The organism is Gracilibacillus phocaeensis (assembly GCF_900626275.1).
In the GTDB taxonomy this organism is placed as follows: domain Bacteria; phylum Bacillota; class Bacilli; order Bacillales; family Amphibacillaceae; genus Gracilibacillus; species Gracilibacillus timonensis.
The window spans coordinates 440,457-455,726 of the sequence record NZ_LR131143.1; the positions used below are offsets into that span (position 1 = coordinate 440,457).

Annotated in this window: 14 protein-coding genes; 2 read left to right on the forward strand and 12 right to left on the reverse strand. The window is 39.4% G+C overall.

Going from position 1 to position 15,270, the window contains the following annotated elements:
- Positions 1-119: 119 nt before the first annotated feature.
- The 3 genes from E0E32_RS06590 to E0E32_RS06600 all read right to left on the reverse strand — a co-directional run bounded on the left by E0E32_RS06590 (position 120) and on the right by E0E32_RS06600 (position 4,559).
- Complete coding sequence (locus tag E0E32_RS06590; RefSeq protein ID WP_066188269.1) at positions 120-704, reverse strand: DUF3889 domain-containing protein; 585 nt, start codon at positions 702-704, stop codon at positions 120-122.
- Between the two features lie 118 nt (positions 705-822).
- Positions 823-2,991: a DNA topoisomerase III gene (locus tag E0E32_RS06595; protein WP_130859325.1), complete on the reverse strand. Its 2,169-nt coding sequence runs from the start codon at positions 2,989-2,991 to the stop codon at positions 823-825.
- A 482-nt stretch (positions 2,992-3,473) separates the two neighbouring features.
- Positions 3,474-4,559 (reverse strand): DNA alkylation repair protein, encoded by a 1,086-nt coding sequence (locus E0E32_RS06600; RefSeq protein ID WP_066188275.1) that lies wholly within the window; start codon positions 4,557-4,559, stop codon positions 3,474-3,476.
- An 82-nt stretch (positions 4,560-4,641) separates the two neighbouring features.
- Here E0E32_RS06600 and E0E32_RS06605 point away from each other — a divergent pair, with 82 nt between their 5' ends.
- Both E0E32_RS06605 and E0E32_RS06610 read left to right on the forward strand, forming a co-directional pair.
- On the forward strand, positions 4,642-5,748 hold the full coding sequence (locus tag E0E32_RS06605; RefSeq protein WP_130859326.1) for a YibE/F family protein: 1,107 nt from the start codon (positions 4,642-4,644) through the stop codon (positions 5,746-5,748).
- On the forward strand, positions 5,745-6,512 hold the full coding sequence (locus E0E32_RS06610; RefSeq protein ID WP_130859327.1) for a YibE/F family protein: 768 nt from the start codon (positions 5,745-5,747) through the stop codon (positions 6,510-6,512). The genes E0E32_RS06605 and E0E32_RS06610 overlap by 4 nt, the downstream gene beginning before the upstream one ends.
- Positions 6,513-6,584: 72 nt before the next feature.
- Here E0E32_RS06610 and E0E32_RS06615 read toward each other — a convergent pair whose 3' ends face one another.
- The 9 genes from E0E32_RS06615 to E0E32_RS06655 all read right to left on the reverse strand — a co-directional run bounded on the left by E0E32_RS06615 (position 6,585) and on the right by E0E32_RS06655 (position 15,124).
- The gene (locus E0E32_RS06615; RefSeq protein WP_130859328.1) at positions 6,585-7,583 is read right to left on the reverse strand and encodes a Gfo/Idh/MocA family protein; all 999 of its coding nucleotides are present in this window, start codon (positions 7,581-7,583) and stop codon (positions 6,585-6,587) included.
- A 160-nt stretch (positions 7,584-7,743) separates the two neighbouring features.
- A complete protein-coding gene (ftsW, locus tag E0E32_RS06620; protein ID WP_130859508.1) occupies positions 7,744-8,907 on the reverse strand; it encodes a putative lipid II flippase FtsW in 1,164 nt (387 codons plus the stop codon).
- A gap of 36 nt (positions 8,908-8,943) precedes the next feature.
- Entirely contained in the window at positions 8,944-10,107 is a 1,164-nt protein-coding gene (gene rodA, locus E0E32_RS06625) for a rod shape-determining protein RodA (protein ID WP_130859329.1), read from the reverse strand.
- Between the two features lie 12 nt (positions 10,108-10,119).
- Complete coding sequence (locus E0E32_RS06630; protein WP_130859330.1) at positions 10,120-10,716, reverse strand: helix-turn-helix domain-containing protein; 597 nt, start codon at positions 10,714-10,716, stop codon at positions 10,120-10,122.
- Between the two features lie 116 nt (positions 10,717-10,832).
- Positions 10,833-11,663 (reverse strand): carbohydrate ABC transporter permease, encoded by an 831-nt coding sequence (locus E0E32_RS06635; RefSeq protein ID WP_130859331.1) that lies wholly within the window; start codon positions 11,661-11,663, stop codon positions 10,833-10,835.
- Positions 11,663-12,559, reverse strand: a complete 897-nt coding sequence (locus tag E0E32_RS06640) for a carbohydrate ABC transporter permease (RefSeq protein ID WP_130859332.1) — start codon at positions 12,557-12,559, stop codon at positions 11,663-11,665. The genes E0E32_RS06635 and E0E32_RS06640 overlap by 1 nt, the downstream gene beginning before the upstream one ends.
- Positions 12,560-12,624: 65 nt before the next feature.
- On the reverse strand, positions 12,625-13,896 hold the full coding sequence (locus E0E32_RS06645; RefSeq protein ID WP_130859333.1) for an ABC transporter substrate-binding protein: 1,272 nt from the start codon (positions 13,894-13,896) through the stop codon (positions 12,625-12,627).
- A 189-nt stretch (positions 13,897-14,085) separates the two neighbouring features.
- Positions 14,086-14,916, reverse strand: a complete 831-nt coding sequence (locus E0E32_RS06650; RefSeq protein ID WP_130859334.1) for a substrate-binding domain-containing protein — start codon at positions 14,914-14,916, stop codon at positions 14,086-14,088.
- Positions 14,917-14,950: 34 nt separating this feature from the next.
- Complete coding sequence (locus E0E32_RS06655) at positions 14,951-15,124, reverse strand: LacI family DNA-binding transcriptional regulator (RefSeq protein ID WP_130859335.1); 174 nt, start codon at positions 15,122-15,124, stop codon at positions 14,951-14,953.
- Positions 15,125-15,270: the final 146 nt, after the last annotated feature.

Below are 15,270 nucleotides of genomic sequence, written 5' to 3' on the forward strand. Positions count from 1 at the left end.
CGCCTATAGATCGAACCTTATGGACTGGGTAGAACAATTTCTGCTCCTCGGTTCGTAAGATTCAAATATATATAATATGCCACCAAAAAAGCACCCGTCCCATCACGAGTGCTTTCTTCTTATCTCTCTTTAAAATCAAAAGATATCACCCTATCGGTAACCGGGTTATAGATGACCGTGCCGCGTAGATTTAATTGCCCTTGATTGGATTGTAGCACAAAATCATATACCTCTTTCACTTGATTGTTTTCTGGCTGACTTCGTTCTACCAAACTATAGTCCGTCACTCGAGCATTTGGATAAGCTACTTGGATGACTTCCAACAGATATTTTCCCCATTTCTCCTCGGCAAGATCTGGAGATGGCTGAAATTGGATCGGGATTACACCTACTGAAGGATTAACACCCAACGCTTCAAAGGCCATGCGATGCAAGTTCAGCTGATTAGCTGGCACATTTGGCACAGAATCAACCACTGTTACTAATACCTCTCGAGCATTTTGCGGATTAGTGACTTTGATCAACTGACCACATTGATAAGGCGACAGACTACTTACCGCCACCGTCATATGCTGATTATACGACCATGGTATATTGCATTTTGTTGTTGTCCCTCCTGTTGTCCAAGTTGCCTGACCAGCTATGGTTTGCTGACGCATATCATAGGCATAACTTGAATAGTAGGGATATTGATATGGATTCATGTACACTCTCCCCCTTTATGCTTCATTCATTCTATTATATGAAAGCATAGGCGGATGGTGTGACACAAAACACCATATCCATAAAAAAAGATGACACCAAGTGATGTTACCTTTTTATTTATTCATCTTTTTTCAGCTTGGCTAGAGCATCCGCCAAGGCTGTATTGGAAAAGCCTTCATCCTGCTTATTTAAATACTTATTCACATCTCGTTTCGTTGCCTTGTTTTTCCCTTGTTTTTCTTTTCGTTTTTGGAAAGAGGATAATTTTTCATGGTAACCACAAACACAAGAAAAGGTTTGACTGTCACCTTGACCACGCAGTTCCATCCGCTTATGGCAATTCGGACAACGGGCATTCGTCTTCTTGGCGATTGGCTTGCGTTCACCACATTCCCGATCTTGGCAAACGAGCATGCGTCCCTTTTTACCGTTGACCTCTAGCATCAACTTACCGCATTTCGGACATTTCGTACCAGTCATATTATCATGTTTGTAAGTAGCACCACTATTTTTCACCTGATGAACTACCTCTCTGGTATATCCTTTGATTTCATTAATAAAAGCCTGTTTCTTCAATTTTCCATTCGCAATTTGCTGTAGTTTTTCTTCCCACTGGGCAGTTAACATTGGAGAACGTAATTCTGCCGGAACCAACTCTAATAACTGCCTTCCTTTCGATGTAAGGTACAGATACTTCCCTTTTTTCTCCATATAAAAGGTGTTAAATAATTTCTCAATAATATCCGCTCTGGTAGCTACTGTACCAAGTCCACCTGTTGCCTTCAGTGTTTGGGTCGCCTTTTTATCCTCTCCGTCTAAAAACTTCGCTGGATTTTCCATAGCAGACAATAAGGTTCCCTCTGTTAAACGCTCTGGTGGTTGTGTTTCTCCTTCATTTAAGGTGAGTTTGACACCATGCCAGCTATGACCTTCCTTAATATGATTAATCTTCTGTTCTTCTTCGTTATCTTCTTTCTCGTTGTATAGCACTCTGAAGCCTAAATCGATCACATTTTTTCCAGAAGCGGTAAACACTTCCCCACCCATCTGCGAGGTTAGCTGGACTTGTTCAAATTGATAAGGCGGCAGTAATACCGCTAAGAAACGTTTGATAACCAGATCATAAATTTTTTGCTCTTGATCGGTTAAATTGGACAGATAGACAGGTTCCTCGGTTGGTATAATCGCATGGTGATCCGATACCTTGCTATTATCGACAAACGATTTATTGCCTTTAATCGGTTTTTTCTTGATTTGATTCGCCGCCTTGGCATAGGGTCCTATGCCACAACCATCTAAACGTTCCTTCAAGGTTGGTACGATATCTGTTGAAATGTATTTGGAATCAGTTCTTGGATAGGTTAACACCTTGTGCTGCTCATACAATTTTTGCATAATCGACAAGGTTTGTTTCCCTGAAAAACCAAATATCTTATTGGCATCCCGTTGTAAATCAGTTAAATCATATAAGGTTGGCGCATAATTTTTCTTTTGTTTTCTCTCTATTTTCGTAACGGTTAAATCTTGGTTTTGTAATTTATGAAGAAGCTCTTGCGCCTGATCATGGTTAAATAGACGAGTCTCTCCATTACTTTTACGCCAAGTTAATCTTATATTGTCCTTGGTACGAGCCTTTATTTGATAAAATTTCTTCGGCTTAAATTCCTTAATCTCTTGTTCTCGCGCAGCAACCATAGCAAGCGTTGGTGTCTGCACCCGTCCACTTGATAATTGCGCATTAAATTTGGTCGTTAATGCCCTCGTAGCATTAAGTCCTACATACCAATCTGCTTCTGAACGTGCCACCGCTGAATAATAAAGGTTTTCATAGTCCTTGGCCGGTTTTAGGTTTTGAAAGCCTTGCTTAATTGCTTGGTCGGTGACGGAAGAAATCCATAGTCGCTTGACCGGTTTATGGACGCGAACTTTATCCAATATCCAACGAGCTACTAATTCCCCTTCTCTACCAGCATCCGTTGCAATAACAACGTCCTTCACATCTTTGCGGATCAACTGATTCTTGACCGTTTGGAACTGCTTACCTGTCTGCTTAATCACTACCAATTTCAAGCGGTCTGGCAGCATCGGCAGCTCTTCCAGTTTCCATGTTTTATATTTTTGATCATAAACCTCTGGATCTGCTAATGTTACTAGATGACCCAAGGCCCATGTCACGATATATTGCGAACCTTCCATAAAGCCGTTTGCTTTTTTACTGCACTTTAAAACACGGGCAATGTCTCGGCCTACGGAAGGTTTTTCTGCAATTACGACTGTTTTACTCATAATAGACAATCCTTTCTACTGCTTCCTGCTAACTACTTTACCACAAAAATGACTTTGCTAAAAACCTTACGTATGGGATTAACCGGTTGGAAAAGCGCTGATAGCTAGGATGATGAACGTATGATAGGCTCCCCTAGCTCGGTACAAAAACTGCTCTTGTTGATTTGTTGACTATTAGATCCATTCTTACGGACAAAATTTCGGAGGTTGGCGGTTTTTTGTCCGTGAGATTCATTCTTACGGACAAAACTTTGCGGTTTGACGGTTTTTTTGTCCGCGAGATTCGTTCTTACGGACAAAACTTTGCGGTTTGACGGTTTTTTGTCCGCGAGATCCGTTCTTACGGACAAAACTTTGCGGTTTGACGGTTTTTTGTCCGCGAGATTCATTCTTACGGACAAAACTTTGCGGTTTGCTGGTTTTTTGTCCGTGAGATTCGTTATTTGCCTTTCTCCTACTGCTTATTATGACAAGCAAGCCTTTTAGACAGTTAACTGAAACTCCTGGCTCTGCTTGTCTTTACCGTTTATTCGTATCGTTAGCCGGTGGAGACCAGCATAATGTTTTCTGGTGGTAAGATTCACAAACTTTTGCTTGCGAATGATCTCTGTTTCGCCCGGTGCAAAAAGTTTATCGGATAATTGAAAAATTTTACGGCTTTGTTTCCCATTTGCTTTGACAAAATCAATGGCATATTCAACTCGCAGCTTTTGCACTGTATCAGTCGGATTAATTACTCGAAATGAAAAAGTCAGTGTCTCTCCTAGGGTCAATTCCTCGCTTGATAAACGGAAGTCTTCCACCACCATCGCCTCCGCGTCAAGATAACCAAATAGCGATAACACCTCTGGTTTGCCTTGCTTTAGAAGAGTCCGGCTGCCATGGCGCAAAATCCAATCCGTCTCCTCCCGCTTGCCACGCCATTTTTGAACAATTGTCTGAACCAAGTCTGGATGATCCTTGGCGATATCATTGAGATTATTAGCGACGCTTTTCTGGACATACTTGGAGGAGTCTGCTTTGAGCTGTTCCAGAATAGGCAGAATGGCCGAGGGATCTTCACGGAAAAAGGTTAATGGAGCGGCCCAAGGCAATTTGGGACGGCATCCTTCACTGGCTAAACGACGCACATGCTCATTATCATGCTTCGACCACTGCCGCATCTGTGCCATCATTCTATCTGGATCATTCTTGATAAATGGTCTTACAGCAAATTCCGCACTGGAACCTTGTGTAAACATCTCTAGTGCCTGTATCGAAATCTCCCAATGATCTTGACCGAATCGTTCTACAAAATCTGGGAAAATTAAATAAGGAAAACCTGTACATTGCGGAGCTATCCCCAACAAAATAGTAATGGCCTCTGCATAGTCTGCGGGCAAATGTTCACCTATGCTCTCTGTGATCCGACGCATACGCTGTTTCAATTCAAGCGTCTCCCAATCTGTATGATAAACAGCAGCAAGAAACCCTGCTTGGTCAAAGCTTGGATAAACCTGTGTTATTTTTTCCATCAGTTGTACCAAAAAAGCATGATTATAGACCTCTTTTAATGGCTCAGATGACATTTATTTCTCACTCCACTTCCAAAAATGTTATGATAGTATATCGAATAGTCTCTACCATCATACCACGGTTAGGGTGATTATATTGTATACATGGTTAAAAAAACGAACCAAAACACAACTTATAACGGTTTGCCTTTTGTTAATCAGCTGTATTGCATCACTTATCTTTGTCTATCATAACCACGATTTTTATGATCGCACCATCGTCAAGGTAACAGATGTGACGGAAAGCAGCCAAGAAGAAACGACAGATGAATATGACAACAAAGATATTCGTGTCACACAACAAATAACGGGAGAAATCCGTAATGGCGAAGAAAAAGGCGAAACCATAGAACTGACCAATACCTATTCAGAATCCCTCGGGATTGAATATCAACTATCTGCTGGCACCGAGATTTTTTTGGCCAATGATGGCAGCTCTATTAGTGATATTAAACGGGATAAATACTTACTCTGGGCGGCATGGGCGTTCCTGCTTATATTATTGGCAGTAGGTAAATCAAGGGGAGCTCTGTCTGCGATCAGTCTGGCAGTAAATGCAATTATCCTCTCCGTTTCTTTAGATATCTACTTGCAAAATGGCAACCTGAGCCTATTTGTCATCAGCGGGATTAGCATCGTGATTTTCACCATATTATCTTTGTTGATGGCCACGGGTTTCAATGAAAAAACTTATACAGCAATTATTACAACACTAATTGGCACCTTTCTCTCGTTGCTTATTACCTATATTGCCTTGCGTGTAACAGGCGAGCAGGGGTTGCGTTATGAAGAGATGTCGTTTCTCACTCGTAATCCGTACACGGTCTTTATGGCAGGCCTGTTGATCGGCTCATTAGGGGCAGTAATGGATGTGGCAATCACGCTATCTGCCTCCATTTTCGAGATGTTTGAGAAGAATCAGCACACCTCGATCGCCACTTTAAAAAAAGCAGGATTTGAAGTTGGAAAAGATATTATGGGAACCATGACGAATATTTTATTTTTTGTCTATATCAGTGGATCGATTCCGATGCTTTTACTCTATCTCAAAAATGAATCGCCACTAGGGTTTACCCTGACGATGAACCTATCGCTTGAATTAGCTCGGGCATTGGCTGGGGGGATTGGTATCGTGATAACCATTCCACTTGCCATCTATATCTCGATCTTCTTCATCAAAAGAAAGCAGGCGAGTCTATCATGAATGTATTAGTATTGCTAGCGATCATCCTATTTTTCTTAATGGCATGGGTTGGCGGGAAGAAAGGAATTAAGTCGTTCAGCGCCTTATTTATTAACTTTCTGATTGTGATCGCAACGGTATTGGTGATGAATGATCCTGATGCTCACCCAGTCTTGTTAACCATCGTCGCGTGTGGATTGATCAGTGCTACCAGTCTCTTTTTTATCAATGAGATCAATAACAAAACCGTCCTTGCCTTTTTTGCGTCGATTGTCACAATTGTGGCGTTGTTATTCTTTATTATTCTGTTGACAGAGCAGTCAATGATACAAGGCTTTGGCGAGGAAGAATCCGAATCGCTGACTATTTTCTCTGTGCACATTGGACTTAACTTCGTTCAAATAGCGGCCTCGGTTATTATCATGAGTACGATCGGGGCCATCTTGGATACGGCCATTTCCATCACGTCACCTATGCGGGAAATCCATGATCAAAACCCAGATATTTCTAGAAAAGATCTTTTTTTGGCCGGCATTCGGATTGGTCGAGACATCTTAGGCACGAGTACCAATACGTTATTCTTCGCCTTTTTCGGCGGTTACATGGGACTAATTATTTGGTTTAAGGACTTGGATTACTCGATTGGAGATATCGTGAACGCCAAGGTGTTTAGTGATGAGATGATTACGATACTTATCTCTGGAACAGGGGTCGCAGCGGTTATACCCATTGCCGCTGCAATGAGTGCCTATTATCTGACACGAAAAAAGGTGCGCGAGGATTAGCTCGATAAATGCGTAGAGAGTCTGAAATGGTACAAAAAGGAAGCAAGGATCTCCCCCTGCTTCCTTCTACCATTATTTCGTTATGATGTCTTCCAACGATACCCTTTCACCTGTTTCATTGGACTTTGCAGCCGCTTGATTCATCACGGTAAGGTTATAGAAATCCTCTGGTTTCAGGCTTGGTTCGGCCGTTTTGTTAATAGCCTGTACCCATTGCTCCATTGGCATTGGTGCCGAAACCGGGTCTGTTACCTCTTTCCACTCTCCACCTGCGCGCAGGCGTACCGATTCATCTTCTACTATTAACGTTCCTTCTGTACCATATAACTCTAACAAGAAGGGACTTCCGCTGGACAAAAAGCTTGTTTCTAAAATACCGATCGCACCAGATTGGTAGTCTACCAATACTGCTGCATTGTCGTCCACCTCATACTGATCGCTTGTTGATTGTAATACAGCAGATAGCGATCGAGCTGGTCCTGCCAGACGATTACTTAAATAGATGCCATGGGCACCCAAATCAATTAACGCCCCGCCACCACATTGTTCTTTATCAAAGAAGTGTGGAGGTAACCAGCCTGTTGCACTGTTCTCCGATGGCACAGCCCCATTATGGGCATATCGGCAACGAATAGTGGTGAGTGTACCTAAAAGACCTTCGTCTAACACCTTTTGAGCACGTAAATAGTAATCTTCTGTTAACCTTGGCAGGGAAACCATCAGCTCTACACCTGCTGCTTCAATGGCTTTCATGATTTCCTGATAGTCATCTACGGTAATCGCTAACACTTTTTCCGTAAACACATGCTTCTTATACTGCGCTGCCTTGACAATCACTTCTTTATGCATATTAGTTGGGGTATCAACGATTACTGCATCAATATCTGATTGCGACAACAACGCATCCAAATCTTCATAAAAAGGCACCGCTAATTCTTCTGCCCATTGCTTTCCTCGTCCCGGTTCTTCATCCCATACGGCGCTTATCTGGATACCATCATTTGCTTTTGCCTGTTGTGCATAATCATTGGCATGCACGTGCCATCTGCTTAATAAGGCTACATTTAACATTTTATTCCTCCACTCCTTATGTAAGTTACCTATTTATATTCGCTAACCATGAGCTAACTGTAACCCTTTTCACTCATTCTAATCTAGTATAGCAAATCCTCAAAGACTTGACTAATCATAGCATTCAAGAACGGCAAAGTAAGCAATAGCTCCAACGCTTTTATCCCCACTCTGCCACATGAGACGATTTCCTATACTGCTTATATCGTTTTCTATCCTTAGATTCTCTGTTGTTTCGGTTATGTGATAGACTTTTTTGCGAATATGACGAGATATTCAAGAGAATGCCTACTTCTATCATCGTAATCATTAATGAAGATCCTCCATAGCTAACGAATGGCAATGTAATGCCGGTTATCGGAAGCAAACCCAAGATCGCTCCTAAATTAATAATGGCTTGCATCAATAACTGAAAAGTGAGCCCAATAGCAAGTAATCTACCAAATAAATCTGGGGCACGGCGACCGATTTGTACACCTTTCATCATTAAGAATAGGTAAAAACCTACTACTATCAAAACCCCCAAAAGACCTAATTCTTCCGAGATAATCGACATGATAAAATCGGTATGCGCTTCGGGCAGATAACCAAGCTTCTGTACGCTTTGCCCTAAGCCTAGTCCCCATACGCCGCCAGTATGAATCGATATATAGGAATTCACCAGCTGATAACCAGCCCCATCTGCATCAGCAAATGGATTGGTGAAAGAAGTGAGTCTTTCCAGACGATAAGAAGATCGGACCGCAAAAAATATAAACCCTGTTACAGCGAAAGACATTAAAAACAACAGGTAACGATACCGAACCTTGGTAAAAAAAAGCAGGACACTGCAGGAACAGACAATCAGCGTTGCGGAACCTAAATCAGGTTGTACCAATATCAATCCAAAGACGACTACTAACACGATTAGAGGTGGTATTACCCCTTTACCAAAATGATTAATCAACGCCTGTTTACGGCTGTAAAAATAAGCAAAATAGATGAGCAGACTTATTTTGGCTATTTCAACAGGCTGAAATTGAAAACCGCCGAGCCCCAACCACCTTCTAGAAAAATTACGCTCGATACCTATTTGTGGAATCAGCACCAACACCAGTAAAAGGAGGGTAACGAGCAATAGTACAGGACTCAACTTCCCATATATTCGATAAGGAATACGCAACGCTAATAACAAGCATAATAAACCAACGCCCGCCCAGAATAATTGTCTATTGACATAATGGCTGGCATTGTCAAAACGTAGATAAGCATAAGGAAAACTGGCACTGTAGACCATCACTATGCCAAAAGTGAGGAACAATATAAATACCACCAATAACGGCATATCCACCTTTCGCCATTGCCCCAATCTTCCCCCTCCTTACGTTTCCATTCCATTCTCTGAAGAAAATAGATAATTCTTCGTGCGTAAATAAATACTTTGTACCAAACCTAATGCCAGCATATTGGTAATCAGCGCACTCCCACCATAACTAATAAACGGCAGTGCAATACCTGTTACAGGCATTAAACCAATCGTCATACCGATATTTTGAAATACTTGAAAGGCAAACAAAGCGACAACTCCAACACAAATATAAACAGCAAAACGATCATTCGCTTTTAAGGTAATCACAATAATGCGATAAATTAATAGAAAATACAATACAATCAACAAACTGCCGCCGATAAAACCAAATTCTTCTCCAATCACGGCAAAAACAAAGTCAGTATGCGCCTCAGGAACACGTCCGCTCTGCACTTGAAAACCTTGATTGAAACCAGAACCTGTGAAATGGCCTGCCCCAATACCCAACTTGGCTTGATCTAACTGATAAGAAAAATTCATGGAGTACTCAGCAGGATCTAGCCAACTGTTGATACGGCCTAATTGATGAGGTTTCAAAAAGGTAGAAAGGATGTCCTGATGGTTTTGAAACAAATACCACAAGAAAACCATGCCACCACTTATAAGCAGGGTCATACCAGTTAGCAGCTTATTATTCATATTGGATGTAAATACAATAGTAAAAGCTGCCACTGCAATCAAAAGAGCCGAACCCAAATCCGGCTGTACCAGAATCAAGAGGAAGGGGCAAGCAACTAAAAGTAGCACTTTGCCTATCACTGGAAGACTTTGAAGAAAGGACATTTTCTCTGCGCCTGCCTGGTGAAAAATAGCTGCCAAATAAATGACAAGGATGATCTTCATCAATTCAGAAGGCTGTAATTCCATAAACCCCAAATTAATCCATCTCTGTGATCCATTACGCTCTATACCAAAGAAACGGACAAACAATAGTAAGGCAAGGCCTGCCAAGTATAAGTAAGGTACCCACTTTTCCAACAGCTCATAGTCAAATTGGGCAACCACCAGCATCAATACACCACTAATGACATACCAAATCAATTGCCTGCTTGCAAAATAAAAAGACTCTCCCCCCGTATACTGTCCCGTACCGCTATATACAGCCGTGACACTAATGAGGAACAACCCAATTAAAATCATCCATATGATATAATCTCCAGCAGGCTTCTTAAGCATCGTTTTCCCTCACTATTTCACAGACATCGATTGCAGCACATATTGAATCACTAATGCATCATCTAGATATCCGACTGGAATTAAATAGTCAGGGAGAATGTCTATCGATGTAATAAAATAAAACAGGGCGCTACCCATTAATAACAGCTCACTTCTGGGCCTTTTCCCCTCTTTAAATGCAATATACATAGATTCCAGTTGCTCGACCATAGGCCCCTGCCCCTGTATGGATGATAGTTTTTCTTTAAATTGCTGCAATATTTTTGTTTTCCCTTGTGGTGTATTACTTTTTTGTTGATACTCGGTGATGGTATCTTTCAGGCGTTCTTCAGAAATATCCTCTACTGGTAATTTCATATCATAAATAATCCCCCGTACATGCGCTAAAGAAATAAACGCCTCTTCTGGTTTTTTCTCAACCAAATCCGTTAAAGGCAGATTCAAAACAGCAGCTATCGATTGAAGATGCTGCAATGTCGCTTGACGTTTTCCATTGATAATACGAGAGATGGTAGACACGTTAATATTAGTTTGCTTTGCGAGCTGACGCATACTGATATTTTGCTCCACCAATTTTTGTCTAATAACCGTTTGATACGTTTCCTTCATCCGACTTCCTCCTTTTAAGGAATAGCTCCATCTTACCTAGGTGTTGACAATATGTCAACACCTAGCAATAAAAAACACTCCGCTTGGTAAATGTATAACCAAACGGAGCATCTGTTTTAACCTTTGACTGAGCCAGCTGCCAATCCTTTGATAAAGTATTTTTGTAATAATAAAAACAAAATAACCATTGGTAACATGGCTATAATTGCTGCAGCCGCCACCAAATTTAAGTTATTTGTATTTTCTCCAAAGAATCCTGATAATGAAACGGTCATCGTTTGCACAGAAGCATCTTGTAAGAAGAAAATAGCAAATTGGTAATCGTTCCATATATAAACACACGAAATAATTAAAATAGAGGCTGTAATAGGTTTCAGTAATGGAAATACAATCCTAAAAAAGATACCCACCGTATTTGCGCCATCTATTCTTGCTGCTTCTTCCAAAGATTTTGGAATGGTTGAGCGAATAAAACCAGCATATAAAAATATAGTTAAAGGCAGGAAGGAAGCCACATTGTTTAATACTGCTACTGTTCGTGTATTCATTAAACCGATATCCACTACTAGTTGATAAAGTGGCACTAATGCTGCCAGCGGAGGTATGACCATGATTGAAATAAAGAATACATACATAAACTTATTCAGTTTTGTTTGTCTTCTTGCCAATGGATACGCAGCCATAGAACCAAAAACAATTAATAGCAGCGCTGCAAAAAAAGTAATAATTGATGTGTTTAGCAAAGCAGTACCTAAAGTGGCTTGTTCCCACGCTTCCCTAAAGTTTGGCCAATTGATTTCTGTCGGAATACTCCATTTTGAACTAAAATCTCCCCTTGCTTTTAAAGCAGTGGTGATCAAAATATAAAAAGGCACAAGATGCAATAGGGCTATAATAATTGCCAGAATAGATAAGATTGTTTTCTTTCTTTTAGAAGTGTAATCCATTATGCTTCAACCTCCTTTCGTCTAAAGTACACAAGTGCAGTAAGACTTAAAATTAATATAATCACCATCATTAATACACCTTGTGTAGCAGCGTACCCAGCATCTTGACGTGAGAAATATAAATCATACATAAAAGTTGACATGGACTGTGAAGCATTACCTGGTCCGCCACTAGTTAATGAGATGATAACATCAAACAATTTAAGCCCACCAATGATATTGATTACCATGTTAATTGTGACAGATGGCATAATCAATGGTAATGTAATATTCTTGAATTGTTGAAATGACGTCGCACCATCAATATCGGCTGCTTCATAAAATTCTTTTGAGATACTTTGTAAACCTGCTAAGTAAATAATCATTGCAATACCAACAAATTGAAAGGTATTTACAAAGACAATAATCCAAATGTTTAATGAAGGATTGCTTAAGGCATTTATCGGTTCCATTCCTAACCACATAAAGATATCATTTAAAGCTCCTCCCTGATACGCAAAGAAGAAATACCAAATATAGCCCATGATTAGTGGACTTATAATAACTGGTAAATAAACAATGGTTCGAGTGACAGCTTTAAATTTTATACTTTGATTTAATAGCAATGCATAAGCTAAACCTACAATATTTTGAAAAATCGTACTCCCTAATCCATAAAGTAATGTATTTCTAACTACCGTCCATGTATCAGGGTCTGTTAGCATTCGAGTATATTGATCTAGACCGATAAAATTGGATGTTTGCGAAAATCCATTCCAATCTGTAAAAGAAATCCGAATTCCGTTTAAAAATGGATACACAATAAAAAATCCAACAAACAAAAAGGCTGGTAAATACATCCACCAAAGTGATGATGTCTCACCCATCTTTCTTTTCTTAATGGTTTTAATACTCATTATATTCAACCCCTATTGCCAAATAACGAGTAAGAGTAATACTCTCACTCGTTACTCAAATTATTTTATTCCGAATCTTCTTGTTGTAATAAACGGTTATATTCTGTTTCCATTTTTTCCGATACACCTTCTGGAGTCAAAGAACCGGAAAGCAATTCTTGTCCTGCAGTTCCCATTGGTTCCCACATACCACTTGGCAAGAATATGCGATCAAAATAAGGTTCTACCTGAACATCAGCATATTCATCGTAGTCAGATTGATAGTATATATCTGCCGAAGCATTTGTTAAACCTGTAGGTAACCCTGTTCCCTCCGCAAGTTCTTTAACAATTTCAGGTTGTGCTAAAAATTCAATAAATGTTCGTGCTTCTTCTGGATGTGATGTATCTTTCCAAATGGCAAAGGTGTGACGTTCACCACCAATCCAACTCTGTTCTCCACCTTCATGAATTGCAGGGACAGGCATTACACCTAATTCAACATCCGTATTCAGTTCACTAACAGCTTGTATAGGTGTTGTCCCCATTACAAAAGCCATTTTATTTTGAGCTAATAATTGTGTTTGTTCATGTGTTTGAGCAGTTAAGGCATCAACGTTCAGGAGTTCATTTTCTTGCATTTCAAGTAATTTATCAGCTAAATATGTGTATGGTTCCCAGTCGAATGAACCTTCCAATAGTTCTTCACTATAATCGTGATCTGGATGAGTTATTAAAAGAGGAGTAGCAAACTCATCAAAATACTGTCCAAATGAACCTTCCTCACTACCTGCGAACCACAATGGAGCTACTTCACCGTCACTTTCATTTTTGATAGTTTCAAGAGCATTCATAAACTCATCAATTGTTGTAGGAGGATCTATACCATATTCATTTAATACTGTTTTATTATACGTTAAACCATCCTTAGCTTGATTGATCGGGTAAGCATAAACTTTCCCTTCTTCATCTTTAAATATAGTATCTAATGCTGGATCCAGATCTTCTACCCAATCCATATCTTGAAGATCCATTGTGTATTCACCATATCTATTTTGTGCCCAGCCATGTGTATCAAACAGGTCTGGCATATCGTTAGCAGCCATTTTTACTCGTAATTGACTTTCATATTCACCGGCTGGAAAATTATAATCAATTGTGATATCTGGATTTTCTTCTTCAAATTGATTAATCACATCTTCCATGGCTGCTTGATCTGATTCATTTGTGACCGTTGAAAATAATGTTAACGTGACAGCACCATCACTATCACCAGTGGAATTATCATCACTAGCACAACCAATTAGTGCAATACATAAAAACAAGCCTAACAATGTGTAAACAAGTGTTTTTTTCATAATGTTACTCCTTTTTAAGAAATTCTTCTTTGTTGAAAGAAACACTATTCTTTTCTATAATTACATTATCCGTGCTCTCACAACAAAGAGTGCGGTAGTACCTTTATAGTCCTAGAAATTGCCCTCGCAAAGCTTTTCTAGGGCTTTTTACAAAATTCAACATCACCCCCTTTGATTTAGTAAAGTTTTTTATCTTTTCATCGCTCCACAACTTTCTCTTTCAATTAACTCTATAGGAACAGTTACTTTCAGTGGAATGTCTCTCCCCATAAGGCGTTCCATCATTAATTTAGCTCCTACGTTACCCATTTCTTCAGCAGGAACTCTTACTGTCGATAAAGGACTACTTGCGTACTTGGCCATTTCTATATCATCAAAGCTAACAATTGCTACTTTTTCGGGTACTTGTATTTGTGCCTCTTGTAACGCACGTAATGCTCCTATCGCCAGTGGATCACTGGCAATAAAAAATGCCTCTGGCAAATTTCCTTGTTGTATAGCGACATTCATTAATCGATAGCCATCAGACATAGTGAAATCACCAATAAATTCATGTTTAGAATCATATAACCCCATTTTTTTCATTTTTTCTTTATAAGCAAGATATCTCTCATCTACATTCCTTCGTTTCATTTTTTTAGTGTGCTCTGTTTGATCACCTCCTAAAAATCCAATCTTTTTATGGTTTAATTTTAACAAATGGTCTAAAGCAATATTCGTGGCTTTTTTTAAATCAATAATCACGGAATCATATTCATCTTCATTTGGTGAATAGTCAATGTATACGAAATGATTTATTTTTCGGCTTAATTGTTCGACAACTGTTGTATCAATACCACCAATTACAATTAAGCCATCAAGTTCCTCGTTGATGCTAGGTTGTTCTAAATTTAAATTGGACAAACGATAAATTTCTGCACAGTCCAAACCTAACTCTTTACAGTGATTTTCTACTCCTTGTCTGATTGAGAGAAAATATGGGTCACTAAGCTCCTCTTCAAAGGATTGACATAACAACATACCGATTTTATATTTTTCTTTATGTTTAGTAAAATTATTGTTTTGCCTTTGTTTTTTTTTTGGTTTTGTAATTCAAACTTTGAGCCACTGTTATAATTCGTTGTCTAGTTTCATCAGTTACGGATATTGAACGATCATTATTCAATACTCTTGACACAGTAGAAGAAGATACTTCTGATTTAGCTGCAATATCTTTTATTGTAGCCATAGAAAAACTACCCTCCTTTGTTTACTAAAATAGTTCAATAAATTAGTAAACATTTCATTGAATAGAGTGTAGCAAATTTTTTAAGCGGTTTCAATAACTTTTTTATATTTTTGATAAATATAATAAGATAGTCATAAAACACTTCA

Coding starts and splice junctions, on each gene's coding strand:
- E0E32_RS06590 (WP_066188269.1), bottom strand. CDS start 704: ATGAATCCATATCAATATCCCTACTATTCAAGTTATGCCTATGATATG.
- E0E32_RS06595 (WP_130859325.1), bottom strand. CDS start 2,991: ATGAGTAAAACAGTCGTAATTGCAGAAAAACCTTCCGTAGGCCGAGAC.
- E0E32_RS06600 (WP_066188275.1), bottom strand. CDS start 4,559: ATGTCATCTGAGCCATTAAAAGAGGTCTATAATCATGCTTTTTTGGTA.
- E0E32_RS06610 (WP_130859327.1), top strand. CDS start 5,745: ATGAATGTATTAGTATTGCTAGCGATCATCCTATTTTTCTTAATGGCA.
- E0E32_RS06615 (WP_130859328.1), bottom strand. CDS start 7,583: ATGTTAAATGTAGCCTTATTAAGCAGATGGCACGTGCATGCCAATGAT.
- ftsW (WP_130859508.1), bottom strand. CDS start 8,907: ATGCCGTTATTGGTGGTATTTATATTGTTCCTCACTTTTGGCATAGTG.
- rodA (WP_130859329.1), bottom strand. CDS start 10,107: ATGCTTAAGAAGCCTGCTGGAGATTATATCATATGGATGATTTTAATT.
- E0E32_RS06630 (WP_130859330.1), bottom strand. CDS start 10,716: ATGAAGGAAACGTATCAAACGGTTATTAGACAAAAATTGGTGGAGCAA.
- E0E32_RS06635 (WP_130859331.1), bottom strand. CDS start 11,663: ATGGATTACACTTCTAAAAGAAAGAAAACAATCTTATCTATTCTGGCA.
- E0E32_RS06640 (WP_130859332.1), bottom strand. CDS start 12,559: ATGAGTATTAAAACCATTAAGAAAAGAAAGATGGGTGAGACATCATCA.
- E0E32_RS06645 (WP_130859333.1), bottom strand. CDS start 13,896: ATGAAAAAAACACTTGTTTACACATTGTTAGGCTTGTTTTTATGTATT.
- E0E32_RS06650 (WP_130859334.1), bottom strand. CDS start 14,916: ATGTTGTTATGTCAATCCTTTGAAGAGGAGCTTAGTGACCCATATTTT.
- E0E32_RS06655 (WP_130859335.1), bottom strand. CDS start 15,124: ATGGCTACAATAAAAGATATTGCAGCTAAATCAGAAGTATCTTCTTCT.